This window comes from Methylosinus sp. shoA, from assembly GCF_059718125.1.
In genome coordinates, this window is record NZ_AP046091.1 from 2510931 (window position 1) to 2535410 (window position 24480).

23 protein-coding genes and 5 pseudogenes are annotated in these 24480 nt (G+C 61.8%); 20 read left to right on the top strand and 8 right to left on the bottom strand.

The genetic code is table 11. The annotated features are described in order from the left end of the window. The first annotated feature begins 118 nt into the window (after positions 1-118). The 4 genes and pseudogenes from AC6IW9_RS11365 (at position 119) to AC6IW9_RS11380 (ending at position 2810) form a co-directional block, all read left to right on the top strand. Positions 119-421 carry a DUF736 domain-containing protein gene (locus AC6IW9_RS11365; RefSeq protein WP_476160615.1) on the top strand — a complete coding sequence of 101 codons (303 nt, stop codon included), beginning with the start codon at positions 119-121 and terminating at the stop codon, positions 419-421. A 166-nt stretch (positions 422-587) separates the two neighbouring features. Next, complete coding sequence (locus AC6IW9_RS11370) at positions 588-740, top strand: DUF736 family protein (RefSeq protein ID WP_497772501.1); 153 nt, start codon at positions 588-590, stop codon at positions 738-740. A gap of 171 nt (positions 741-911) precedes the next feature. Then, positions 912-2044, top strand: a pseudogene (locus AC6IW9_RS11375) (IS3 family transposase). Positions 2045-2411: 367 nt separating this feature from the next. Then, the gene (locus AC6IW9_RS11380; RefSeq protein WP_497763868.1) at positions 2412-2810 is read left to right on the top strand and encodes a hypothetical protein; all 399 of its coding nucleotides are present in this window, start codon (positions 2412-2414) and stop codon (positions 2808-2810) included. Between the two features lie 43 nt (positions 2811-2853). Here the strand turns inward: AC6IW9_RS11380 and AC6IW9_RS11385 are convergent, their stop codons facing one another. Beyond that, complete coding sequence (locus AC6IW9_RS11385; RefSeq protein WP_497763869.1) at positions 2854-7191, bottom strand: chemotaxis protein CheB; 4338 nt, start codon at positions 7189-7191, stop codon at positions 2854-2856. Positions 7192-7404: 213 nt separating this feature from the next. On the opposite strand from AC6IW9_RS11385, the gene AC6IW9_RS11390 reads away from it, so the two are divergent. Both AC6IW9_RS11390 and AC6IW9_RS11395 read left to right on the top strand, forming a co-directional pair. Continuing rightward, positions 7405-7878, top strand: coding sequence for a translational machinery protein (locus AC6IW9_RS11390; RefSeq protein WP_497763870.1), 474 nt, complete (start codon positions 7405-7407; stop codon positions 7876-7878). 40 nt (positions 7879-7918) lie between these two features. Continuing rightward, complete coding sequence (locus AC6IW9_RS11395; protein WP_497763871.1) at positions 7919-8077, top strand: DUF3309 family protein; 159 nt, start codon at positions 7919-7921, stop codon at positions 8075-8077. 476 nt (positions 8078-8553) lie between these two features. On the opposite strand, the gene AC6IW9_RS11400 is transcribed toward AC6IW9_RS11395, so the two are convergent. Both AC6IW9_RS11400 and AC6IW9_RS11405 read right to left on the bottom strand, forming a co-directional pair. Beyond that, on the bottom strand, positions 8554-9084 hold the full coding sequence (locus AC6IW9_RS11400) for a GNAT family acetyltransferase (RefSeq protein WP_497763872.1): 531 nt from the start codon (positions 9082-9084) through the stop codon (positions 8554-8556). 142 nt (positions 9085-9226) lie between these two features. After that, positions 9227-9784, bottom strand: a complete 558-nt coding sequence (locus tag AC6IW9_RS11405) for a hypothetical protein (RefSeq protein WP_497763873.1) — start codon at positions 9782-9784, stop codon at positions 9227-9229. A 214-nt stretch (positions 9785-9998) separates the two neighbouring features. On the opposite strand from AC6IW9_RS11405, the pseudogene AC6IW9_RS11410 reads away from it, so the two are divergent. Then, positions 9999-10601 (top strand): annotated as a pseudogene (locus tag AC6IW9_RS11410) (transposase); the annotation flags it as partial. A 7-nt stretch (positions 10602-10608) separates the two neighbouring features. Here the strand turns inward: AC6IW9_RS11410 and AC6IW9_RS11415 are convergent. Beyond that, positions 10609-10722: pseudogene (locus tag AC6IW9_RS11415) on the bottom strand (IS3 family transposase); the annotation flags it as partial. Positions 10723-10898: 176 nt separating this feature from the next. Here AC6IW9_RS11415 and AC6IW9_RS11420 point away from each other — a divergent pair. The 4 genes from AC6IW9_RS11420 (at position 10899) to AC6IW9_RS11435 (ending at position 12739) form a co-directional block, all read left to right on the top strand. Then, on the top strand, positions 10899-11282 hold the full coding sequence (locus tag AC6IW9_RS11420) for a transposase (RefSeq protein ID WP_497772502.1): 384 nt from the start codon (positions 10899-10901) through the stop codon (positions 11280-11282). Between the two features lie 57 nt (positions 11283-11339). Further along, positions 11340-11729 carry a hypothetical protein gene (locus AC6IW9_RS11425; RefSeq protein WP_497763874.1) on the top strand — a complete coding sequence of 130 codons (390 nt, stop codon included), beginning with the start codon at positions 11340-11342 and terminating at the stop codon, positions 11727-11729. Positions 11730-11803: 74 nt separating this feature from the next. Beyond that, positions 11804-12316 carry a Spy/CpxP family protein refolding chaperone gene (locus AC6IW9_RS11430; protein WP_497763875.1) on the top strand — a complete coding sequence of 171 codons (513 nt, stop codon included), beginning with the start codon at positions 11804-11806 and terminating at the stop codon, positions 12314-12316. A gap of 222 nt (positions 12317-12538) precedes the next feature. Further along, on the top strand, positions 12539-12739 hold the full coding sequence (locus tag AC6IW9_RS11435; protein WP_497763876.1) for a hypothetical protein: 201 nt from the start codon (positions 12539-12541) through the stop codon (positions 12737-12739). Positions 12740-12852: 113 nt separating this feature from the next. On the opposite strand, the gene AC6IW9_RS11440 is transcribed toward AC6IW9_RS11435, so the two are convergent. Beyond that, positions 12853-13668: a transglutaminase-like domain-containing protein gene (locus tag AC6IW9_RS11440; protein WP_497763877.1), complete on the bottom strand. Its 816-nt coding sequence runs from the start codon at positions 13666-13668 to the stop codon at positions 12853-12855. A gap of 118 nt (positions 13669-13786) precedes the next feature. Next, complete coding sequence (locus tag AC6IW9_RS11445) at positions 13787-14695, bottom strand: transglutaminase family protein (protein WP_497763878.1); 909 nt, start codon at positions 14693-14695, stop codon at positions 13787-13789. 98 nt (positions 14696-14793) lie between these two features. Here AC6IW9_RS11445 and AC6IW9_RS11450 point away from each other — a divergent pair, with 98 nt between their 5' ends. From AC6IW9_RS11450 to AC6IW9_RS11465, 4 genes and pseudogenes are all read left to right on the top strand, one after another. Further along, positions 14794-15594: an N-formylglutamate amidohydrolase gene (locus tag AC6IW9_RS11450; protein ID WP_497763879.1), complete on the top strand. Its 801-nt coding sequence runs from the start codon at positions 14794-14796 to the stop codon at positions 15592-15594. Positions 15595-15771: 177 nt separating this feature from the next. After that, positions 15772-16583 (top strand): annotated as a pseudogene (locus AC6IW9_RS11455) (IS5 family transposase). A gap of 148 nt (positions 16584-16731) precedes the next feature. Beyond that, entirely contained in the window at positions 16732-17190 is a 459-nt protein-coding gene (locus AC6IW9_RS11460) for a PRC-barrel domain-containing protein (protein WP_497763880.1), read from the top strand. Positions 17191-17343: 153 nt separating this feature from the next. Continuing rightward, positions 17344-17628 (top strand): hypothetical protein, encoded by a 285-nt coding sequence (locus AC6IW9_RS11465; RefSeq protein ID WP_497763881.1) that lies wholly within the window; start codon positions 17344-17346, stop codon positions 17626-17628. Between the two features lie 136 nt (positions 17629-17764). Here AC6IW9_RS11465 and AC6IW9_RS11470 read toward each other — a convergent pair whose 3' ends face one another. Then, entirely contained in the window at positions 17765-18040 is a 276-nt protein-coding gene (locus AC6IW9_RS11470; protein ID WP_497763882.1) for a hypothetical protein, read from the bottom strand. A 560-nt stretch (positions 18041-18600) separates the two neighbouring features. Here AC6IW9_RS11470 and AC6IW9_RS11475 point away from each other — a divergent pair. The 5 genes and pseudogenes from AC6IW9_RS11475 to tnpC all read left to right on the top strand — a co-directional run bounded on the left by AC6IW9_RS11475 (position 18601) and on the right by tnpC (position 23693). Next, the gene (locus AC6IW9_RS11475) at positions 18601-20454 is read left to right on the top strand and encodes an ABC transporter ATP-binding protein/permease (RefSeq protein WP_497763883.1); all 1854 of its coding nucleotides are present in this window, start codon (positions 18601-18603) and stop codon (positions 20452-20454) included. 526 nt (positions 20455-20980) lie between these two features. Continuing rightward, a pseudogene (locus AC6IW9_RS11480) lies at positions 20981-21499 on the top strand (ISKra4-like element ISMet1 family transposase); the annotation flags it as partial. 87 nt (positions 21500-21586) lie between these two features. Continuing rightward, entirely contained in the window at positions 21587-21997 is a 411-nt protein-coding gene (tnpA, locus tag AC6IW9_RS11485; RefSeq protein WP_497763884.1) for an IS66-like element accessory protein TnpA, read from the top strand. Then, the gene (gene tnpB, locus AC6IW9_RS11490) at positions 21994-22401 is read left to right on the top strand and encodes an IS66 family insertion sequence element accessory protein TnpB (protein ID WP_497763885.1); all 408 of its coding nucleotides are present in this window, start codon (positions 21994-21996) and stop codon (positions 22399-22401) included. Before tnpA ends, tnpB begins: the two co-directional genes overlap by 4 nt. Next, positions 22398-23693 carry an IS66 family transposase gene (tnpC, locus tag AC6IW9_RS11495; RefSeq protein ID WP_497763886.1) on the top strand — a complete coding sequence of 432 codons (1296 nt, stop codon included), beginning with the start codon at positions 22398-22400 and terminating at the stop codon, positions 23691-23693. The genes tnpB and tnpC overlap by 4 nt, the downstream gene beginning before the upstream one ends. Here the strand turns inward: tnpC and AC6IW9_RS11500 are convergent. Beyond that, positions 23657-24211, bottom strand: coding sequence for a ferritin-like domain-containing protein (locus tag AC6IW9_RS11500; protein ID WP_497763887.1), 555 nt, complete (start codon positions 24209-24211; stop codon positions 23657-23659). The genes tnpC and AC6IW9_RS11500 overlap by 37 nt on opposite strands. Positions 24212-24480: the final 269 nt, after the last annotated feature.

The following is a 24480-nucleotide window of genomic DNA, read 5'->3' on the forward strand; positions in this document are numbered from 1 at the left end:
CCCGCCGTCCTCCGCTGGCGCTGCGGCCTTGCAGGTGCGGGGCGGCCGTCCCGGGGCTCCTGATCGCCACAAGGCCGCGATGGTCGCGGGCTTGGAACACAGCAAGAGGAGCTACATCATGTCCCAGATCGGCTCGTTCACCCGCAGCAACGATGGCGTCTACACCGGCGCGATCAAGACCCTCGCCATCGACGCCAAGGCGCGCCTCGTCCCCAGCGATCCCGCCTCCACCAGCGACAAGGCCCCCGACCTCCGGGTGGTCGTCTCAGGAGTCGAGATCGGCGCCGCATGGCGCCGGACCTCGAAGGAGGGCCGCACCTATCACTCGGTCAAGCTCGACGATCCGTCGTTCACCGCCCCCATCTACGCCAACCTGTTCGAGGGCGAGAACGGCGAATACGCGCTGATCTGGTCGCGCTGATCGGCGCCCGCGACGCCCTGCCACACTGCAGGGCGTCGCGGACTTCGCCCCGTTATTATGCGGAGCGACATCGCCGCCAAAGCCCCGGAAAGCCGCCACTCCCGGCGCCAGACTCCACATAATCGCGCGCTACGCATAATCTACTTTATGCGGTGCACCGCATAAAATCGAGTTCGGCGCGGGCTGGAGCAAGGCGGCCAAGGACACCGGCGCCGAATATCTCTCGCTCAAACTCGACGACCCTTCCTTCACCGGCCCGGTCTACGCGACCCTGGTCCAGGGCGACAAGGGCGAGCACAAGCTCATCTGGTCGCGCTGATCGACCCGCGGCGCCTCGCAATGCGCGAAGCGCCGCGGCCTTTCACCCTTCGGGATTATGCGGAGCGCGACATCGGAGAATCAAGAGCAGGCCTCGGAAATTGGGACAGTAGCTTAGGTGGCTTTTCTGCCTGACAGCGGCGAGGATTCTCGCTCGAATCAGGAGCATTCGATGACGAAGAAGAGCCGCCGGACGCATTCTCCGGCCTTCGAGGCGAAAGTGGCGTTGGCCGCGATCAAGGGCGAGAAGACGCTGGGGGAGTTGGCGCAGCAGTTCGACGTCCATCCGAACCAGATCACGACATGGAAGGGCCTGCTTCTCGAAGGCGCGGCCGGCGTTTTCGGTCAGGAAAAAACCGGAAGGGAAGGAGGCGGCCGTCGATTTGAAGGCGCTGCACGCCAAGATCGGCGAGCTCTCCTGACCAACGATTTTTTGTCCGGCGCGCTCGGCAAGGCCGGCCTGCCGAGCGCAAAGCGATGATCGATGGCAATCACGAGCTTCCGATCGCCCGCCAAGCGAAAGCGCTCGGGATCGCCCGAAGCTCGGTCTACTACGAGCGGCGACCGGTTTCCGGCGAGGATTTGAAGCTGATGCGGCGCATGGACGAGCTGCATCTCGAATATCCTTTCGCCGGAGCCCGGATGCTGCGCGACTTGCTGAGGCTGGAGGGCGTCGTCGTGGGCCGTCGGCATGTGGCGACGCTGATGAAGCGCATGAGAATCGAGGCGATTTATCGACGGCCGAACACGAGCAAGCCGGCGCCGGGGCACGAGATTTATCCATACCTCCTGCGCGGCGTGAAGATCGAGCGACCCAATCAGGTCCGGGCGACGGACATAAGCTACATTCCGATGCGGCGCGGCTTCGTCTATCTGGCGGCGGTCGTCGATGTGTTCAGCCGGCGCGTGCTGGCGCATCGGGGGTCGATCAGCATGGAAGCCGATTTTTGCGTCGAGGCGCTCGAGGAGGCGCTGGTCAAACATGGCAAGCCCGAGATTTTCAACACGGATCAGGGCAGCCAGTTCACCAGCATCGACTTCACGAGCGTGCTGCTCGACGCGAAAATCGCCATCGGCATGGACGGCAAGGGCGCGTGGCGCGACAATGTGTTTGTCGAGCGGCTGTGGCGCAGCGTCAAATATGAGGAGGTCTATCTGAAAGGCTACGACAGCGTGTCCGAGGCGCGTGCTTCGATCGGCCGATATCTGGCCTTCTACAACGAGGGACGCCCACATTCGAGCCTCGACGCGCGCACGCCTGACGAGGCCGACTTCGGCAAACAGGAAACGGCGAAGGCCGCATGACCGTCGCCTTCGATTTTGTCGCAGCTCTGGTCGGGCTAAAGCCCTCCCGCCGCTGCGACAAAATCGAAATGCCCCGCGTCCAGCAAACCCCGGCAGAAATCCACCTTATTTTCGCGGGGCGCTGTCCAAATAAGCGAGGCCAGCTCTGTTGGCGCAGGGCGCAATTTCTACACGACTGATTGGCTCGAGTAGTTTCCGTGTCTGGCGCCCCCTCCAGCGATATCTAGGGTCGGTCACGCATCAACGGATGTGATGAACTCTCCACCGCGACAGCCCAGGCCGGAGAGCGCCATATCGCCTCTTTCTATGCGATGCCGGCCGCGTCGGACGACTTTATCCAGACCATCGTCAAAAGAAGGACTCCGCCATGACGTCCGAGCAAATTACCCCCGCGCAATGCGCTGCTTTGTCCGGCCTCCACTCCAACGAAATGTTGTTGGGCGTGAGCCCCACCGCCATGCATGACTCCCTTCATGCCAGCTATCGCCTTCATGACAAGAGAGGCTGGCAGGCCGTGCGCGATATGATCGTCGCCGATATTCGCGCTTCACTCGACCTGGGAGCCTCGAAGCAAGCGGCCGATTTGCTGATCGTGTTGCGACGGTTTCTCTCTGAGCGTGTCGCTGTCGTAGTCGTTCGAAATTTGCGCGGGCCGTCGCAAGTCGTTTCCTTTCCGTCCTCCGCCGGGCTCCTCCGCGCCAGCCAGAGAGGAGTTCGATCCGAAGCTGGCGGCGCCGCGCGGGCGTCGAGGCCGAGCCACCGCTGAAGATATTCGCGTCGGCTTTCCCGATCGTGTCGCCGGGCCGCTTTCAGGCCGCCGCGACCGCCAAGCGTATCAGCGCGGGAATAGAACGTGATCCGGTCTTGCGCATGATCGCCGCCCGGTGGTTCTCCACCGTGCGCTGGCTGATGCCGAGATCCGCGGCGATGTTCTTGCTGGGATGCCCGGCGAGCACGAGAGCGAGAATTTGCCGTTGACGCGCGGTCAGGCCGGTGAGTCGCGCAGCGGCCGCGCGCCGCTCGGATGATGGCCCGGACTCGCGGCTTTGCGCCAGCGCATGTGTGATGCTGGCGATGAGTTCCTCGTGGCCGAATGGCTTCTCGAGAAAGTCCGAGGCGCCGGCCTGCATGGCTCTCACGGCCATCGATATGTCGCCATGTCCCGTGATCATGATCGACGGCAGCGTGATCTTGTCGGCCTCGAGCCGGGAAAGAAGCTCGAACCCATCCATTTCCGGCAGAAACGCGTCGATCACCAAGCATCCCCTGCGCCCGGGCCGCAAGGCGTGGAGAAATGCGTCGCAACTCGCGAAGGTCTCGACCGACCAGCCATGCGCCTCGAGCATGTCACGGATGGTGTCGCGCACGCCTGCGTCGTCGTCGACCACGAAGACGTCGATGAGCGGCAGGCTGCCGGACGCTTCCGTCGCCCCGTCAGGGGTCGCCATTTGCGTCGGCTCGCCGAGGAGATGCGCAATAACGCACAACAACTTCGTCGCCTCGACCGGCTTGTCGAGATGCGTGCAGGCTCGGCTGGCGATGGCGTGCAGAGTTTCGGTTGAAATATCGCCGGTCAAGACAATGGCGGGAATCTGCCGTTCGAATCTCTGTCTCAGCTCGGCGATGACCTCGACGCCGTTCGGTCCGTTCGGAAGATTGAAGTCGGCGACGACGATGTCGGGACACTCGGCGGGCGCGAGCGCTGCGACGCCGTCGACGACGCTTATTGGGCGATAGCCGGCGTCGTGCAACAGCAACTCGAGAAGTTCGCGAATGGTCGGATCATCCTCGATGATGAGAATAGTGACGCTGGTCTCGGCGCGTTCGAGGCTGGGCTTTTGCCCTGAAGGCTCGGCGGCCGCTGGCGCCCCCGATGCGAGCGGCACGGCGATGCTGAACATCGAACCGCGCCCCGGACGCGATCGCAGATCGATGGGATGGCCGAGAAGACTGGACAATCGCTGCACGATGGCGAGTCCGAGGCCCAGCCCCTTGCTGCGCTCGCGTGCCGGGTTGTCGATCTGACGAAATTCATCGAAGATCGCCAGGCGATGCTCCGGTGAAATTCCCGGGCCCGTGTCCCAGACCTCGATATTCGTCGTCGCGCCATGACGACGGCATCCCAGCAGCACCTTGCCGCTCGTGGTGAATTTCACGGCGTTCGACAGCAGGTTGCGAAGAATTTGCTCGAGCAGCCTCGGATCGCTGCGCACAATGCATTTGCTCGGCACGACGCGCCAATCGAGGCCCTGCGCCCGCATGTGATAACCGAAGTCCGAGTCCAGATGCTCGAACAGCTCATCCAGCGGAAAGCTCTCGATCTCTGCGTGGATGACGCCCGCCTCGAGCTGATTGATGTCGAGCAGAGTGTTCAGCATTCCCGACATGGCGCCGACCGCGGCGTCGAGACGTTTCAGGAGTGTCTGCTCGTTGGTCCCGTGTGATTTCGTGGCCAGCAATCCTTGCAGCAGGCGGATGGTTTGCAACGGTTGCCGCAAATCATGGCTCGCGGCCGCCAGGAAGCGCGACTTGGCGGCATTGGCGTGGTCGGCGGCCTGCTTGGCGGCGGCGAGAGCTTCCGCGGCGCGCTTGCTGTCGGTGATGTCCGTGAAAGTGATCACGACGCCTTCGACCGAGCCGTCATGGGTGCGATACGGAAGTATGAGCCGATTGTACCAAGTGGCGCTCAGGGTCGAGACTTCTCTTTCGATGGGCGCCAAAGTCGTGAGGACCTTCGAGGCGTCGGGGATCAGATCGCTGTCGGCGGTGCGCGACGTGAAATCGGCCAGAGGGCGACCGATATCCGTGGCGATCACCCGGAACAGCGACTTCGCGGCAGGCGTGAAGAACCGGATTCTGAGATCCGTATCCAGGAAGATCGTCGCGATTCCCGAGCTTTCCAAAATATTCTGGAGATCGTTGGAGGTGTTACGCTGGCGCTCCAATGTCTCGTGGAGCTGGCTGTTCAAAGCCGTCAGCTCTTCGTTCAGCGATTGCAGCTCCTCCTTGGATGTCACCAGCTCTTCGTTAGTCGATTGCGCTTCCTCGTTCAGGGACATCGCCTGCTCGTTGATGCGCTTTTGTTCTTCCTTCGCGCTGTCGAGGTCCTGGAGCGCGGCTTCGAGCTCTCTGCCGACATCATCGAGCTCGCGCTCCAGCTCGGTCACGCGCGACTGATCCGCAGCCCCGGCCGGCGATCGATCTGCTTTCGGGCCCGACAAGGAGTCGTCGAGAAAACTGACGAGAAGCAGCTTCTCGTCGTTCGACGTGACCGGTTGAACCACGATGCAGACTGCTGTCCCGTCACCATCCTTTTCAAGATGAGCGCCCCTGACGGCAGTCCGCGCATGGTCACGCCGGGCTCGCTCAATCGCCGCCCGCAGCTTGGGACGTAGACCTTCACGGGCCATCGCCATCAGATCATTGCTGGTGGCGCCGGAGGCGATCTTCAGATATTTGTCGGCCGATCCCGAAAAATGCAAGCATTCGTTGCGAGCGTCGATCATCACAGTGGCGAGAGCGAAGGCCTCGAAAAGAGCGCGTCGTAACAGATCGTCGAAATCCGACGCTTGTCTGAAGGGGAGCTTTGCCGACGCCGCCGGCAAGGCGCGGCCTCCTGCTGCGGCGCCGGCCGGAAAAGCGATTTCGCCTGGCCGGCTGCGGCCGATATGGCGGTAGACGCGATGCTTCTCAGAGACGGCTTTGAATCGCCCTGCCGAGCCGACCGCTTCGGACTCTCCGAGAAGCAGCACGCCGCCGTCACGCAAGGCGAAATGGAAGAACGACAGAACCTTGTGCTGCGCCTCCGGCTGCAAATAGATGAGAAGGTTGCGACAGCAGACGAGATCCATGCAGGAGAACGGGGCGTCCGTCAGTATGTCGTGGATCGTGAACACCACGGTGTCGCGCAATTCACGAACAACTCGAAAATGGCCGTCTTCCTTTGTGAAGAATCGGGCCAGCCGACCGGGCTCCACATCCGCCTCGATCGTATCCGGATAGAGGCCGTCGCGCGCGAACGCAACCGCGTCCGCATTGGTGTCGGATGCGAAGACCTGAAGCGCCTCCGACCGCTTCGCCGCGGCGAACGCCTCCAAGAACAGCATGGCGACGGAATAAGGCTCTTCACCAGTGCTGCAGCCTGGACACCAGACACGAATCGGTCGCGCATCCGAATGCCGCTTGACGAGATCGGGAATGATGTCTTCGGACAAGAAATCGAAGGTCATCCTGTCGCGGAAGAATTGCGTGACGCCGATCAGCAGTTCCTGGCGAAGCAGCTCGGCTTCGTCAGGATCTGCGCGCAGGAGCTTCAAATACGATGATTGATCGTCGACATGCGCCGCGCCCATGCGATGGGCGAGACGCCGCTCCAGCGTGCCCCGCTTGTAGACGCTGAAATCGTGAGAGGTCCGCTCTCTCAGAAGCTCGATGATTTTCGAGAATGCATCAGAGGCCGGCTCGTCGACCGACTTTGCCGGTGGGGCGGCTTCGGGATGCGCGGGATGAAAATGTCTGAAGACGGCGTGCGGAATGTCGGCGACCGGCGCGATGAGATCGACCGCGCCGGTCGCGATCGCGCTGCGGGGCATTCCGTCGAAGTCGGCTTCCTGCGGGTCCTGAGCGATCACCAGACCGCCCATTTGCTTGATCGCGAGAAGCCCTCTAACGCCATCGGAGCCGGTCCCCGACAAGACGACGCAGACTGCGCGCCGGCCGCAGGCTTCGGCGAGCGAGCTGAGGAAGAAGTCGAAAGGGAGACGAGCGCCGTGTGGTTCCTTCGGCTTCGAAATCCGGAGCAGCCCCTCACTCATTGCGAGAGAAGTTCCCGGTGGGATGAGGTACACATGGTCTGGCCGAGGCGGCATGCCATCCGATGCTTGCGCGACGGTCATGCTCGTATGGTTCGAGAGCAGGTCCGCCATCAGACTGGGATGCGTCGGATCCAAATGCTGGATCATCACGAAAGCCATTCCGCTGGTCGGCGTCTGGGCGTCGAGGAAACGCCGAAACGCTTCCAGCCCGCCCGCCGAAGCGCCGACCCCGACGATCGGGAAGGTGATTTTCGTCGTCGATTTGCGTCCTTTGCGTGGACTCGTGATCTTCGCTTTCGTTCGATTGAACAAAGGGACGGTGGAACTCGTCATGATATCACCTGACCTTCTTCACCCTGTTGCTCGGGCAAGTGTCGTCAGGGGCGCGACCATTCATATTAGCACATCGGACGCCTGCTCGGATTCCCTAATGCGGCAAGGCGAGCTTGGTCGAGGCATCTCGGTCGGAGGTCGGAATAGCTCGCCGTCTGCCGCCTCGAGTAGTTTCCGAAGCTGCCTGCGCCTTGGCATAGGGATCATAGTCCGATGATCGGATTCGACGTGAGGCGTGTGCGGAAGGGGTCTCGATGCTTTGCCGATGCTTTTAGACGAGAGCCGAGAACGCCTATTATGAACGCCCATTTTGCGATCGTTTGGATCGACCGCCAGGAAGCGAAAATCTTCCATCTTAATGCAACCGAGATCGATCGGCTGGTCATCCGTCCGCATGATCCGGCCCGTCGTATCCGTCACGAGGCGAGCTCGTTCGACGGCGATAGGCCCGAGGATCAGGACTTCTTCGAACGGATCGCCGGGGCGATCAAAGATGCGAGGGCGATTTTGATCACAGGTCCGGAAAGCGCCAAATCGGAGCTGGCCGTCCATGTCATGCATCGCCATCTCGACCTTGCGCGGCGCATCGCCGGCGTCGAGACGGTCGATCACCCCGGCAGCGGCGCCTTGGTCGCCCTCGCTCGATACTATTTCGGCGCTGGTGATCGGCGGGGCCATCGGACTTGAATGCGCAACTTCGTGACATGTTCGTAAGAAAGGAAATCTCGTGTCTCTCGGAACCATCCTCCTCATCGTTCTCATCCTGCTGCTCGTCGGCGCCTTCCCGAATTGGCAGCACAGCGCCGCCTGGGGCTATGGTCCGTCCGGCGCCTTGGGAACGATCCTCGTCATCGTGCTCATTCTCGTTCTACTCGGCCGGCTCTAGATCGACTGCGGGACGAAGCCGGTTCGACGACGAGGAAGAGCTCACTTGTCCATACGGAATGACGCTCGCATCGCTTGAGCCTCACGTTGCCTGGGCAAGCAGGCCGAGCCGGCGCGAAGGCAACGCGAGCACAATCGATCTTGGCGGGCTTGAAGCCGCCACGTTTGGAAGTTCCAGAAGGCGTGGTCGCGCCGGTGGAGAGACCGGCTGTCGTTCACATTGCCGCGTGGAGGCTTCGTCAGCTCATTTTGCCATTCACATCAGGAGACACGACCATGCAGTAGACACATAATACGTTGTCCGAGACATTCGCGTTCAGTCGGTCGAGCTCTTGAACAAGCATCTTGCGGCGCGATCGATTTGCACGCCCAATTGAAACAAGCGCATTGGAATGTTCGCGGGCCGAGCTTCATCGCGATTCACGAACTCTTCGGCCGAGTCGCGGGCGCACATGTTTCGAATTCGACGTAAGCGCGTCACGTCGAGCGTGGCCGCGATTGCGCGTCAGCCCGCTCGTCTCTTTCGTCGCCGCTCTTCCTTTGCTCGGCCTCGTCCTTTCGGTCGCTTTGTCGCTCGACCTCGACGTTCAGCCGCTGGTAGAGGCCAAGTCCGAGCACGATGAGAACGGCGGTCACGAGCAGAGCGATTGGATAGAGCATTTGCGCTACATCCTGCTTGCTCACCTGAAATACGATGACCAGACCTTCGATGAACACGGCGATGACGATCGTCGAGATGAACTTTGCGAGGCTGCGACGCGCCTCGGACGTGGTGAGCGTCCCAGGGCGACGTATGACTTCTTCTTCCACGAAATATTTGGCGACGTCGAAGACCGCTATCGCGATGACGACATAGCCGATCGCAGTAAGAAGCGCATTGCCGCCCTCATGCCAGGACTTCTTCAGCTCGGCGATCAGCTCGAGCGCGCCAAATACGACGAGCGCCAGCGCCAGCAGCATCAACATTCCGCTCACGATCCCGAATGTCACCCGTGACAGGAGCGCCATCACTCGGCCGGTCCTCCTTGCGTTTTCACCTCGAGGCGGCGTCACTCGTCTGGAAAAGGCGCGCCGCGGAAAGCGTGTCCAACTGACCACCAGACACTCGTTTCGCGGCGGCCCGTTGCGGTCTCGATGCGAGACCGCGAAATTATTGGATGACCGATCCATATGCCCGACCACCCGGCACTCGGCATGAGCAGTTCACCCCGGTTGCTGCCGGTCCATAGAGCAGGCAGGTCTTGACGTCGGTCGCACAGTAGTTCCCATAGGCATATTCGGCGGCGGCAGGAACGAGCGTGTAACCGCCTGTCTGGTTGTAACCGGGATTTTGAGCAGCGCCGTACCCATCACTGCTATAATATGGATAGCTGAGCCCTGCGGCGATGGCGGCCAGCGGAAAAAAGATGCCGCCGGGCCAGGACCCGTGATCGTAGCCGGCGCGATTCGAGTGGTCCGAATAGCCCGGGAAGAGACCGCCGCGCGGCACGGAAACCGAACGCCCCACGAACGTGCGACCCGACCCAAATTGTCCGTGTCGAGCCGCATAGGCGCTTCGCGATCCGCTGAAGTTTCCCCGCATGCCGGTTTGGCCCGCGCCTATGCCGTGGCCGCCGCGGCCGTCTCGCTCACCGGCGTCGGCCGGCAGCGTCAACGAAAGCGCCACGCCAAACGCCGCCGCAGCGCTCGTGATTGCATGATATTTCATGATTGCTTTCCTTTTTATTCCAAAGAGAGAGGGCGCTGTCACCCTCGTGGAAGCCCGGCGGCCGCGCGAGCCTCGGAATCTACCCAAATACTGGGCATCGTCGTTACAATTCTGGTTGTCTCTCGAATTCATCATACGTGACCTAGCATTACAGTTGCGTATTTCGATGGTTTCGGACTCACTGGGCCACCATGATTCGGCTCGGGATCATGAAATGGCGGGAGCTTCGATCGAGACGACGCTGGAGTTGTGGGCGTTGTCGCTGCGTGACGTGAAACGTCGGATGCATCCGCTGTTCACGCAAGAGCGCGTGGCGCGATCGGCGGAGGATTTCCTCGGTGGCCTGCTCGGCGAAGAGCGGCGCAAGACCGGCTGGATGCGGGCGGAAGCGCCGGCGATCCGGGGCCCTGGCGTCAACAGGCTATTCTTGGTCGCGGACGCTGGGAGGCGTCCTGCGGCGTCGCGCGGCAATACACGGGCTCGGCGGGAAAGATCACGAACTGCCGGATCGGCGTCTTCGCTTGCTATGTGTCGCATCGCGGCCATGCCTTTCATCGACCGCGAGCTCTATCTGCCGAAGAGCTGGACAGACGACAAAGAACGCATGGCGAAAGCGTATGTCCCGCAGGAGTCGATCGATTGCGCCGATGGCGGCTTTGCCGCCAAGCCGGCGTTGGCGCTCGCCATGATCGCGCGCGCGATCGCCGCGAATGTTCCCTTCTCCTTCGTCGCCGCCGACACGGTCTACGGCGTCGGCGCCATAGAGATGGCGCTGCGGCGCGCCGGCAAAGGCTATGTGCCGGGCGTGAAGTCCAACGACACATCTCACAATAGTCATTTTCCCGAGGGCTTTCCCGTTCGACATAGGCGGTCCTGGCGCCGACGGCTGTGATCCAATCCCGCGCGGCCTTGGCGATGAACTCCGGGCCATTGTCGGACGGGGAACGCCACGCAGGATAGCGTTCGAAGCGCTTGACGTTCGCTACCCAGGATCACGCGAAATGCCTGTGGCTGTGTCGCAAAGGCCGTTCCGTGAAAGCGACCGACTCTCATGAGGCGCTCAGCCCGATGCCGACGCCGAGCGCGATGATCGCCCTGCCCCCTTCAGGAACAGATTGATCGCGACAAAGAGGCATCCGACGCCCGCCATTTTGAAACGTTGCTCGACATCGGCCCCGACATAAAACCGCACTCCGTCGTTTGCGACAAAGGCTACGCCAGCAAGGCGCACTGCGACGCGGCGCGCGGCGGCGCGCCAGTGATCGCACACAAGGCTATTGAGAAGAGCAAGCGCGTCTTCTTCGCCAAGCCTGTCTGCAAAAGCAGATCACGCATCGAGCAGGGCTTCGGTCGCCCCAAACGCTTCAAAAAAGTCGCGCTTCGCTGCGAAAAGACAGAGCGAAACTTTCGATCTATCGTCAGTTTTCGAATTCGAATCGGCTTCTGCTTGATCGAATTCGTCCACACGGATTGGCAGAGCGTCGCCTCGAATGAGTAGTTTCCGATCCTGCCGAACGATGCAGAATACATCTATTTATTTTAGACAATATCAAGAATGGATTGGATCGTGGACAAAAAAAACATCAAAGGCGCCGCGCAAAAGATCAAGGGCGGGATCGAAGAAGACGCCGGCGAGGTCCTCATCAACAAAGAACTCGCGTCAACTTGGCCGAGTGGTCCGCCCTTCAAAGGGCGCTTCATTAATGGAGAAAACAACAATGAAATCCGTTCCATTTTTTTGCGGCCCTTTTCATGGGGAATTCTGCGCAACTCGCATTTGCAGAGTAGCCTGTTCCCACCCGACAATGGCTCGACAACGGCCGTCGCCGCGCCGGTGAAGCCATCGATGTTGGCGCGGGTCCAAACCTGGACAAAAGACCAATGGACCGTCGCAGAGAAAAAATGGGGCAAGGACAAGTCGAAATGGACGGGTTGTCGCAAGTAACCTGAGATCAACAAGCTCTCGGGCCGCGACAGCTGGCCGTTCTGTACGACTGCATGAAGAGCTGAAGCGCTCCGATGACGCTCGCCGAGATCCTATCTCGCCTACACCCAATGGAGGTTGAAATGTCGAATTTGAAGTCGGGCGGCGCCCGCACCCTCACTGCGACCGTTGTCGCAGTCTTTCTCGCAATCGCTCCCTCGCAAGTCCAAGCCGAGCCGACCGAACCGAAACATACTATGACGTCGCGCGAGCTGCGCGCGGCGGAGCGTCGCGAGTCGCGCCTCGAGCGAATGCACGACAGGCTTGGGATTACGTCGACGCAGGAAGCTCTGTGGAGCAAGGTCGCGGACACGATGCGCGGCAATGCGGCGAAATTTCGGGCCAGCATGCCCGATCATGGGCAGGAGCGTGAAACGACGACCGCGATCGACGATCTCAAATCGTTCCTGATCATTTCCGACGAACACTCGAATGGATTGAAAAGGCTGATCCCCGCCTTTTCCGCTCTTTACGACAGCCTGACGCCGGAGCAAAAGACGCGCGCCGATCGCATCTTCGAAAGAGCAGACGGCCGCAATCACATGTGAGGCCGTCCGCTACGCTTTTCCGACAATTCCTGTGACACATCCATTCTTCCGCCGTGGCGGACAAAGCAGAAAGATCAACTCATGACATATTTTCAAGCGGGCCTTGCGGGAGCACTCGCGAGCCTTCTACTCGCAATCGCGCCGTCGTATGCCGCGCCGGTAAACCTCGTGGGGCAGGCAGTCCTTGCGCCGCTCGCCCCCGTCATCGAAGCCCGCGCCCGGGTGCGTCGACATGTTCAGCGGCAGAACGGCCCCGCCCCTGCGGCCATCCTCGGCCTATTCGGCGCCGTCGTCGGCGCGGCGGTCGCCAACAACCGCTATGAAAACTACTCATATCAATCCTACGGCTATGCGAATGACTACTACGCGCCCGGGTACGGCTACGGATACGCGCCACATTACCGCGGCGGTTGGCGTCACTGAGCCGAGTTCTCGGTTATTCGATCGGTTCATCGAAGCTCCTGATTGGGCGGTTGCGTCGGGAGAGCACGCAAGGCTCGCCTTCCCGAAGAAGCGATCTCGACCCTCTGAAATTTTCAGCTGGCTGTCATGACCTCCTCGGTGATCACCTTGAAGCTCGCGAGCGTGCAGGGACCGAACGAGGTCACGATCGCGACGTCGGTGGCGTCGCGCCCACGCGCCATCAGGATGCGACCGATGCGCGGCTCGTTGTGCCGGGCGTCGAACGTGTACCAGCGCCCGCCGAGATAGACTTCGAACCAGCCGCTGAAATCCATCGGCGTGACGTCGGGTGGCACGCCGATATCGCCGAGATAGCCCGTGCAATAGCGCGCGGGAATGTTCATGCAGCGGCACAGCGTGATGGCGAGGTGAGCAAAATCGCGGCATACGCCACGGCGCTCGACATGGACCTCCCACGCTGTCTTGGTCGGACTCGCATACTTATAACCGAATGTGATGCGATCGTGGACGTAGTCGCAGATCGCCGTCACCAGCGGCCAGCCCTTTGCAACCTGCGAGAAAAGGGACCACGCCGTATTCGAAAGACGATCGGTCTCGCAGTAGCGGCTGCCGAGCAGATAGATCAGCGCCTCCACCGGCAGCTCTTCCAACGGATGCTGCTCCGCCTCAGGCGCGACTGCGTCTGGCTCGCCGTCGTCCTGCGCCAGGAAGTCCGCGGACATGGTCAACCGGCCCGCTGGGGCGCGGATCACATGACAGAAATTCCCAAAACTATCGTGATAAGTATTGACCGGGATGGGCGGGTCGAGCCGCATGCGATCCGGCGTCAGCAGATCGGCGAAGCGCGACGGATGGACGCTCAGCGTCAAGATCATGGGCGTCGGCTGCGGGCAGTCATAGGAGATTTCGTAGCCAGCGCGAATCTTCATCGGCGACCTCACTTGCCTGCACAAGTCCTATATTGGCCGGTAGGCTTCGAGCGCAAGAAGACCAAATTGCTCGGCCGCCGCCGATATGGCGCTGCCGTAATCGTCGCGGACCGGGGCGTCATCGCCCCACGCCGGAGCGGGCGATATGCCGGGCACCGGCGTCCGCGGCCGCGCTGACCTTGACTGCGACCTTCATGGCGAGATGGTCCGAGGCGGTCCCGATCCACGTGCCTTGCAGCGGGATCGCTTCGCGCGGGTCGTGCACGACCGCGACGCGCACCAGGTTCTGATTCCCGACCCCGCCGCTCGACGGATCGAGGTCGACCCAGCCCGGACCGGCGACATAGACCTGGACCCAGGCATGGGTGTTGCCGCCGGCGACACAATCGTCGTCATCGTCGCCGAGATGCAGATATCCGGACACGAACCGCGCGGCGAATCCGAGCGATCGCAGCGCTGAGATCATGAGCACGGCAAGGTCGCGACAGCTCCCGCTGGCGAGTTCCAGGGTCCGCGCCGGATCCTGAACGCCATTCTCATGCCGCGCAACGTGCCTGAAGGTCTTCTCCATGGTCTGCGTCATGTCGACGAGAAGCTGGTGAGTGTCGGCCGAGCCGTCCTGCCGGAGAAACCCGGCTGCCCAATGATCGACCTCGAGGCGCCGGAACAGCGGGGCCAGGAAACACGCGAGATCGGCCCGTTCTTCCTCGGCGTAGACGAACGGATGGGTCCGGGCGTAGCTCTCGATATCGACTGCATGGAAGCCGACCGGCGCATAGTCAAGACGAATGGCGCTTTTGAACCGAAGCTCCGAAGCCCGCTCCGTGAAACGGGCGGTCGCGACATGATTGCCAAAAATATCCCGCGTCCAGGAGATTTGGCTCGGCGCGGGCGTGATTTCGAGCTCGGACTCGATTACTTTCTGATCGTCGTCGTCGCGGGGACGCAGCATCATCCGGTGCTCGCCGAAGGCGACCGGTTGCCTGTAGAGGTATGACGTGACGTGTCTGACGGTGAGAATCGGCATTGCGGTCCCACGATGACGATGGCCTCCGAGCAATTTCCGTACCGTCAACGGCGAGCTGACGCTCGAGGTCGTCGCCGTCTACAAGCATATGAGCGCCAATGAATGAGGCCCAGCATAGCTCGTTGGCGGCCGATGAACCAGCGGCGGTCACTGTGCGCAATGAAGACGGGTCGTCGCCGTTCCTGATCGTCGTCGATCACGCGGGCAATCTGACGCCGCGCGCGCTCGACGGGCTCGGCGTTCCGGAGGCCGAGCGCCAGCGCCACATCGCCTGGGATATCGGGATCGCCGGGGTTTCTCGCGTCTTGGCGGACGCGCTCGACGCCACGCTCATACAGCAAAACTATTCGCGGCTGGTCATCGACTGCAACCGCGCCCCGGGTTCGGAGACCGCGATCCCCGAAATCAGCGAACTGACCCCGATACCAGGAAACATCGGCCTGAGCGAAGGCCGGAAGGCCGCGCGCGTGCGCCAGATTTTCCAGCCCTACCATGATCGGATCAAAGCCGAACTCGACCGCAGGCGACAACTGGGCCGGCCGGCCGCGCTGATAGCAATGCACAGCTTCACGCCGGTTTTCATGGGCGTGGCGCGGCCCTGGCGCGTCGGCGTCCTCTACAATCGCGATCCGCGTTTCGCCCATATCCTCCTGGCGCTGCTGAGGCGGCGGGAAGAGCTCGTCGTCGGCGACAATAAGCCCTACAGCGTGAGCGATGCATCGGATTACACGATCCCTGTGCATGGCGAGCGCCGTGGCCTGCCTCATGTCGAGCTGGAAATCCGCCAGGACCTGATCACGGACGGTGCCGGTCAGCGAGCGTGGGGAGAACTACTCGCGCGCCTTCTGCCGCAGGCGTATCGAGCGCTGGAGGCAGCCGAGCCGCTCGGGCCGACGTGACGCAAACATGGGCGTCGCATCACGACATCGTCAATTCGCCATCGTGTTCCATCTCGACAGAGATATGGCGCTCGGAACGCGACAGCATTCGAGAGTGTAAGAGCCCGACCGGAAATTGGTTGATCGGCCTCGCGGCCTTTGATTCCTTGGGTTTGCAACAACTCCGAGGGATTCGCGATGCCATGGAACGAGGCCGATCGAGTGAAGTACGAAGTGATCCGGGAGCGTTATTCAAGCGATATGTCGGACGCGGAGTTCGCATTGATCCGCCTGCTGCCGCTGTCGCCCAAACGGCGCAGGCGCAAGCCCACCGATCCCCGTGATATATTGAACGCCTTGTTCTACTTGATCCGCTCCGGTTGTCCTGGGCGGCTCCTGCCCAAGGAGTTTCCGCCCTTCACCACGGTCCAGAACAGCTTCTATGCTTGGCGCGACAGCGGCCTATGGGCCCAGATCGTCTGCCTTCTGGTCATGGAGGCGCGCGAAGCCGAGGGTCGCGAGGCGGCGCCGACGGCGGTCGTGGTGGACAGTCCGTCGGTCGAGACCACGGCGGCCGGCAGCCCGCGCGGCTTCGACGCCGCCAAGAAAATCAAAGGCCGCAAGCGCCAGATCGCCGTCGACACGCTCGGCCCTGCCGACGTTCAAGACCGCGACGCCCTCGCCCCTTTGCGGCGCGATGTGCGGCGCAAGAGCCCGTTCGTGACGATGTGCTTCGCCGATAGCGGCTACAATGGCGACGAAGCGCGGAGGGCCGCCTTCGAGGCGAGCCGGATCGCCGTCACCGTCGTCAAGAGAACAGACAAGGAGGTCAAAGGCTTCGTCGTGCTTCCCAAGCGATGGGTCGTCGAGAGGACGTTCGGTTGGATCAATCGCGCCCGCCGCCTCGCCAAGGACTTCGAGGCGACCAGTCTTCGCTGGCGTGGCTGCTCGTCGCCCTCGCTTTCCTGCTCATGCGCAGACTGGCGAGGCCCCCTCATCAGATCGCTTGAATTTCGAGTCGGGCTCTAAGGGTAGGGTAGTTTCCGAAGCTACTTTCCAAGATTGCCGCGCGGTATCGTCACCCTTAGTGGGAAATGCCCTCCGGTGTTTCCCGTGCCGCGCTTGGCGATTTGCCAGCGATTCGAAGGAAACGACCAAATGAAAAACAATCTCATCACAGCTGCTGCTCTCGGGTTGCTGATCACGACGGGCGCGGCGACGGCGCAGCAGCTTCCCGCCGCTCAGCCGCATGCGGCGTCGACCCCCGCACTTCCGGCCGAATTCCTGGCGATCGCCCCGGCGGGCAGTCTGTCCATCACCAATTGGTACAAGCAGAGCGTCTATGACACGACGAACACCAAGATCGGCGATATCGCCGATGTGCTGGTGTCGCCGACCGACGGGAAAATCACCGCCTTGATCATCGGAGTCGGCGGCTTCCTCGGCATCGGGGAAAAGGACGTCGCTATCGCGTTCAATGAAGTCAGTTGGACTGCGAGAGACAATAAGAACTATCCGACAATTTACACGACGAAGGAAGCGCTGCGTGTCGCGCGAGGCCTCAAATACGATTCGAAGACGTCGACTTGGATACTGGGCGCCGTCTCGATCAAGTGACGCGCGGATCGGACTCGATTGCGACATGGAATTCCCGACCGAGGAGATTTCCGATGAACTGAGATCAGATTCGGGGAAATTGGAAGCAGCTTGAGGACAAAGCCGTCTGAACTTTATCGCCCAATAGGTTCCGGCGAGCTCGGGAGAGAGGCCATGGTCGACATGTCGAGTACCGAACTTCATTCCGGAACCGAAGACACACGAGTCTCTCCCGTTTCATGGGCTGCGATCGTGGCGGGCGGTGTTGCTTCCGCAGCCTTGACGCTGTTGCTGCTGGCGTTCGGCGCTGGTATCGGTTTGTCGGCCGTCTCGACCTGGTCGAATTCAGGGATGTTCTCCACGACATTCGATATCGGCGCCGGCGTATACCTTGTCATCGTCTCGGTGATGGCTTCCAGCATCGGCGGCTATCTCGCGGGGCGCTTGCGCACCAGATGAGTCGGCGTTCACACTCATGAAGTCTATTTTCGTGACACGGCGCACGGCTTTCTCGCCTGGGCGTTCGCCGCGGTCCTCGGCGCGGCGGTTCTCGCTTCCGCAGCAACGAGCATCGTCGGCGGCGTGGCGGCCGGCTTCACCCGAGCGAACGGATCCATGGCAGGCCAATCGGCTGGGCCCACGGCCGGTTTTGTGGACTTGCTGTTGCGCGCAAGTCCCGCTGCGACGCGGAAGCGACGCGGGTGACATTGCCGCCGTGCGTGGCGAACTCGATCGCCTCTTCACTTCCCATCTCGGCTCCGATGACGATTTTTCCCCGGCAGACCGAAGTTACTTGGAGCAGGTCGTCGAGGCGAGCACGGAATTGAACAAGACGGACGCCGAACAGCGTGTGTCCGAGGTGATCGTGCAAGCCAAGAGCGCCGTCGACAGAGCGCACAAGACCGGCGCGAGATTTGCCCTCTGGTTGACCGCATCCCTGTTGTTCGGCTCTCCGCGAGTCTCGCAGCGACAGAGGGAGGAGGTCTCCGCGACGGAACCTGGAAATACCAAAAAGTCATGCATAGTCTATCGTCACGCTGATATGAAAGGAAGCGTCATGGGCCGTTCGATTCTTCTCTGGTTGCTGGGCGTGCCAATCCCGATCATTATCCTGCTCGCTCTCTTGCAACACCGTTAGAGGATGCTGGGTTTTACGGAAGACGCGGCGTGAAAGTCGTGAGCAGCGACGTCCTCCTGTCCCTGAGGGCGCCGCGACACGGCGACAAATCATTGATCCAATCCTCGAGCGCGCGGCTGAACTCCGCGACAACGCCCATCTTCATCAGCGCTTCGCGTGTCGGCGGTCACCGAAGGCTAGGGCGCGTCGCCGCTGCCGGTGCGACGAAGAGAGAATGCGCAGGATCGAATTGGAGACGAAAATCCCTCGTGCCCAACGGGCAGTGAACGCCTCGACAGGCCGGTCCGAGCTTGTTGGCCATCCCAACTCAAGCTTTAATATCCAATATCTTTGAAGTCTTTATCCCAATGGAGGTCGATCCGCTGCTCCTGCGCCACTTCGCAAATCTCTCCTTCGGCTTCTGGACCGGCCCGACGCGTCGCAAGGCGACCTTGTTCGCGCTGGGGCTCTTCGGCTGCCTGCTCCTGAACCTCGCCCCCGCCATCGCGGTGAACCGATGGAACAAGTATTTCTTCGACGCGCTGCAGAACAAGGACCAGCGCCTGATCCTTTTCAGCATCGGCTTCATGCTGGCGCTGGCTTTCGTCTCTGCGTTGTCGAGCGTCGCCCTGCTGCAGGCGCGCATGCGCTTCCAGTTGCGCTGGCGCGAATGGCTGACGCAGACGCTCGTGCGGCGCTGGATGGAGCGCCGCCGCTTTTATCAGCTCAGCGTCCTTCGGCTCGTCGATAATCCCGAAGCGCGCATCGCCGAGGACGGCCGGATCGCCATCGAGCTCTTCGTCGACTTTGCGACGGGCGTCACGAACGCTCTGCTCACAGCGGTCTCCTTCGTCGGCGTATTGTGGTTCATCGGCGGCTCGCTGAGCTTCGGTGGCGTGACGATCCCAGGCTATCTCGTGATCGCAGTCGTGATCTATTCCGCCTCCACATCCTTCGGCATGCTGCTTTTGGGCCGTCCGCTCATAGCGCGCGTCGAGGCGAAGTCTGTCGCGGAGGCGGACTTTCGCTTCGAACTCTCGCACACACGCGAGAACGCCGAAACGATCGCGCTCATCGGCGGGGACGACGACGAGCGGGAGAGGCACTATGCGAGATTTGATCAGGTCGCGATGCGCTGGGTCGCGGTGATCGGACGGCAGGCGCGCATGCTCTTCCTTTCGAGCGGCAACAATGTGCTCGCGCCAGTCATCCCGCTCATGCTCGGCGCGCCGAAATATCTCGCCGGCGAAATGTCGCTCGGCGATCTCATGCAGGCGGCGGCGGCCTTCATACAGGTGCAATTGGCGCTCAACTGGCTCGCCGACAATTCGCTGCGCCTCGCGGACTGGTTTGCCTCGGCCCGGCGCGTCGCCGCCCTCGACATCGTCTTCGACAGCCTCGACGAGCTCGCGGTCGGAGCCGAGGACAAGATGATCGATCTCGCCTTCAGCGACGATGGCGCATTGCATCTTTGCGGGCTCTCGATCGCCCAGCATGACGGCACGCTGATGCTCGCGGACACCGATGCGGTGATCGGACGCGGTGAGAAGGTTCTCCTGAAGGGAGATTCCGGCGCCGGCAAGAGCACGCTGATCCGCGCCATGGCCGGTTTGTGGCCTTGGGGCAGCGGCCGCATTCTGCGTCCGAGGGATGCGCGCATCGCTTTCATGCCACAGCAGCCATACATGCCGCGGGGCACGCTGCATGATGCTCTCGACTATCCCCACGACGGCGCGCCGCCCGACCCCGCGCATACACGGAAAATCCTCACCGCCTGCGGCCTGACTCATCTGATACCGCGCCTGGACGAGGAGCAGAACTGGTCCGACGTGCTATCCGGCGGAGAACAGCAACAGCTCGGCTTCGCGCGCGTGCTGCTGAAGCGGCCCGACATCATCATCATGGACGAGCCCACCTCGGCCCTCGACGACCTCAGCCAGACGCGGATGATGGAACTTCTCCGCGAAGAAGCGCCGGGTTCGACAATCATCCATGCGGCGCGCCGCAACATGGACGAGGGCTTCTACGACCGAGAGATACAGCTCGAGACGAAAGCCGCATCGCGAGCCCGACGAGCAGTCGATGTTCGACCGGCGTCGTTATCCGACTCGCTGCCGAACTCACGCGAGACGCTGAGCCGCCTGGACCCTTTGATTGCCGGGTCCTGAGAGTGGCCCGTCATCCCGATATACAACGGTGCGATCGGGTGAAGACCAATCGTCGCGACTCCGCTGTGCGCGCCTGTCGTCATCGAGCCCGAGAGTTGACGCCCGTCTGGGTTCTCGATCGGCGCTCACGCAGCGATACGCGCCTTGATCGGGTTGCCCGGCGTCGACTCGGGAAGCTCAGTTCGAATGAGTTCAATGGCGGCCTGGTTTCGATGCGCGCTCGGCGCCGCTCGCTTCTGATCGAACTCGTATCTGCCTCGTCCGCAAGAGTCGGGCGGAGGACGCGAAGGAGTCGACATGCGATGGCCCATGCAGGTGTCGAACGACGGCGATCGCGAAACGCTCCGAAAGAAACCGCCGTAACACGATCAGTAAGTCCGCCGCTTGCTTTGATGCTCCCAGATCGATTGAAGCGCGGATGTCGGCGACGATCATGTCGCGCACGGCCTGCGACCGATAAATTAACTGGGTTGCGACGCTCTAACGATTTCCGATGCAGGAAATGCCGACTCCAAGGAGGGCGGCGATGCGTTGGAAGATCACGATTGAAGGCATGGATGAATTTGCCGATCGCGAAACCGCTGAGATGGTGGTCGAAAAGGAATTCAACCGACTGTCGAAGGGGAAGATTGGCCTCTCGATCTCGGATGGCAAGGCGGTCATGGCGCGCCTATAGCAGTTTGTGGTCAAACAGCAATGTGAGGCCTATGTCCTGACGAGCCGGTATTGCACCGATTGTCAGACGTTCCGGCGGATAAAGGACTACGACAAGCGCAAGATCCGAACGGTCTATGGACGCGTCGAAGTCAGCAATCCACGCATTATGAACTGTCGGCGCTGCGTTCCTTATTTTTGCGACGCCTCGGCCGTTCTGCGCGACATCTGCCCTGACCAAGCGACGCCGGAGCTGATGGAATTGTCGGCTCGGATGGGCAGCCTCATGCCCTATCGAAAGGCGGCGGATGTCTTGGCGGAATTCCTCCCGATCCCGTCAACGGAATCATTCATGACGCTGCGTAACCGCACGATGAAACGTAAGCGCCGTTGTTGGCCATTGATTTTTTGGGTTCGGGCGGATTTTCGGATGTGAGATTCTTCTGAGGGACAGCCGTGTCTCTGGAAGGATCCGAAGATGAACGAGAATGCGAAGGTCGACGAAACGGTTTTGGGCGCAGGATTTGTCGGACGTGTGGATTTTCGTCGTTCACGTTCGGGCAATCGGCTGTGGTCGAAGGAGCTGAAGGGTCGGATCGTGCGAGAGAGTCTCGCGCCTGGAGCGCGCGTCGCCGACGTTGCCCGCAAATATCGGATATGCGCGCAGCAACTGACGCAGTGGCGCCGCCAGGCGCGCACCGGGCGGCTCGCGCTCGTGACCGACGGTCCCACCGAGTTCGTGGAGATCGAGCTCGAGCAACCCGCCGCTCGCAACGAAGGCGATACGAAGATCGAGATCGTCGTCGGCAAGGCCGTGTTACGGTTGGAACAGGACACCGCGTCGACGCGCATCGCCGAGATCATGACGGCGCTGGAGCGCGGCGCGTGATCATTCCGTCGCAAGGGTTGCGGATCGTGCTCGCCGTTCGTCCTGTCGATTTCCGCTGCGGGCATGACGCGCTGGCTGCTCTCGTGCAGAATAAGCTCGGGCTCGATCCGCATTCCGGGCTCATCGTCGTGTTCCGCTCGAAGCGAATGGATCGCTTGAAGATCTTGCTGTGGGACGGAACCGGACTCGTGCTGATCTACAAACGCCTCGGCGAAGGCGGTTTTTCTTGGCCTCAGATCAGCGACGGCGTCCTGCAATTGAAGCCGGGTGCAGTTCGAAACTCTATTCGACGGGCTAAACTGGAAGCGCGTCAGCGAGCGAACCGTGGCGACGCCGACCGCGGCGAGCTGATCGCAACTTCGGCTTCATTCGACGCCTCGCTTGCGATAGATTCGCCGACATGACGCCGAGCTTCGATCCCGCCAGACTCGCAGAGCTGCCTGCTGATCTGCGCGCCGAGCTACGCGTATTGTTCGACGCTCAGCGCGCCATGCTCGAGGCTGAACGCATCCGCGCCGATCATGAGCTCGCCGCGCGCCTTCGCATCGAGAGCGAGCTCGCAGCGTCGAAGGAGACGGTCGAACGTCTGCAATTGCTCATCAAGGAATATGAACGCGCGCGCTTCGGCAAGCGTTCGGAGAAGCTCGATCCCGATCAGTTGCAGCTCATTCTGGAAGATATCGAGATCGCGATCGCCGAGGTCCAGGAGCGGGAGGACGATCGCGCGCGCCGCTCGGGGCGCCCGGCGGCCAAGGAGCGCGCCGGCCGCGCCGCGCGCGCCTTTCCTGCTCATCTGCCGCGCGTCGAGCGCGTGATCGAGCCAGAGAGCCTCGCCTGTCCCTGCGGCTGCGGCCTGATGGTTCGGATCGGCGAGGACCGCTCCGGCCGCCTCGACGTGACGCCGGCGCAATATCGCGTCATCGAGACCGTGCGGCCCCGCTACGCCTGTCCGAAAGGATGCGCGGGCGTCGCCCAGGCGCCGGCTCCCACGCATCTGATCGAGGGCGGCGTCCCCACCGAGGCGCTGCCGGCGCAAGTGGCGGTCGCCAAGTTCAGCGAGCACATGCCGCTCTACCGCCAATCGCAGGTCTTCGCGCGCCATGGGATTATGCTCGACCGCGCCGTCCTGGCCGATTGGATGGGAACGACGGCCTTCCATCTCGCGCCGATCGTCGAGCGCATGAGCGCTCTGATGAAGCTGTCCGGCCGCCTGTTCATGGACGAGACGCGGGCGCCGGTTCTCGATCCCGGCCACGGCCGGACGAAAACGGGCTATCTCTGGGCCGTTCTGCGCGACGACCGCGGGCACGGCGGCGCCGATCCGCCGATCGTGGTCTATCATTACGCGCCGGGTCGCAGCGGCGAGCACGCCGAGCGGATGCTCGAAGGATTCGACGGCGTCCTCCAGGTCGACGGCTATGGCGGCTATCGTCGTCTGGCTCGCCCCGAACGCAAAGGCGGCGCGCCGTTGCGGCTCGCCTGGTGCTGGAGCCATGGCAGGCGCGAGATCATCGCCGCCACGCCGAAGGCGGGCTCGCCCATCGCCGAAGCGATCCTGGCGCGCATCGCCGCGCTCTATGCGATCGAAGCGGACATCCGGGGCCGGCCGATGCACGCTTCCGTTCGCGACAAGACGCCGTCCAATTGCGAGCTCGCCGATCAGGCCGCATCGCGCAGACGCCTGATGAGATCGTGATTTTCTTTGACGCCCGTATATTGACATTGGATGGTGGATTTGAGGTTCATCGGAAGGTCTGATTGCAGCGCCTCTTCATACGCCGCCTCGGCGACGTCCTCGCCGCGCTCGCACTCGTTCAAAATCGCCTTGTCGTCCCCGCCGGTGACGGCGGTCGTCAGATTGGTCCATGCGCGGTGCATTGCGCCGCCGACCGTTCCGGTGGAGCTGGGATCACCGCCGAGCTTCGAAATTTCGGCGTCCAGCTCGCGCGCGCCTTTTTCACAACGTTGAGACGCGCTCTGAAGAGTGGTCTTGAGATTGGCGCTTTTCACAGCATCGGCCGCATCGGAAAAACCTTTGGCGCCATCGCGGCTGATCTCCGCGAGATGGGTGAGAATGGAGATGACATTTGTCATTGCTGAGCCTCCAGCTTGCTGGACAACGCCGTCGACCGGGATCGTAAGATCGGCATAGCGACGTCGATGACCGATAACGATTTGAACGACGCCTTGTTCCAGCCACCTCGAGAGCGCCAACGCTCAAATGCGTTGCGAGAGCGCGATATCGTCAAAGGCGGCCGGGCCACCAGACATCTCTTACGAGACGCCAAGTCATTGACCGTCCTGAATTACTATGAGGGGCGTCGGGGCGTGCGCTCAAAAAAAGAGAAGCTGACGCTCGCGGACCCCTGTTTTTCTCGGCCACCATCCCATCCTGAGCCACCATTGCCACCCAGCTCTTGTTACCGGCTTCCACAGCCATAATGAGAGTGGCGTCATAGTCCACGTGACCGTCGGCGATGACG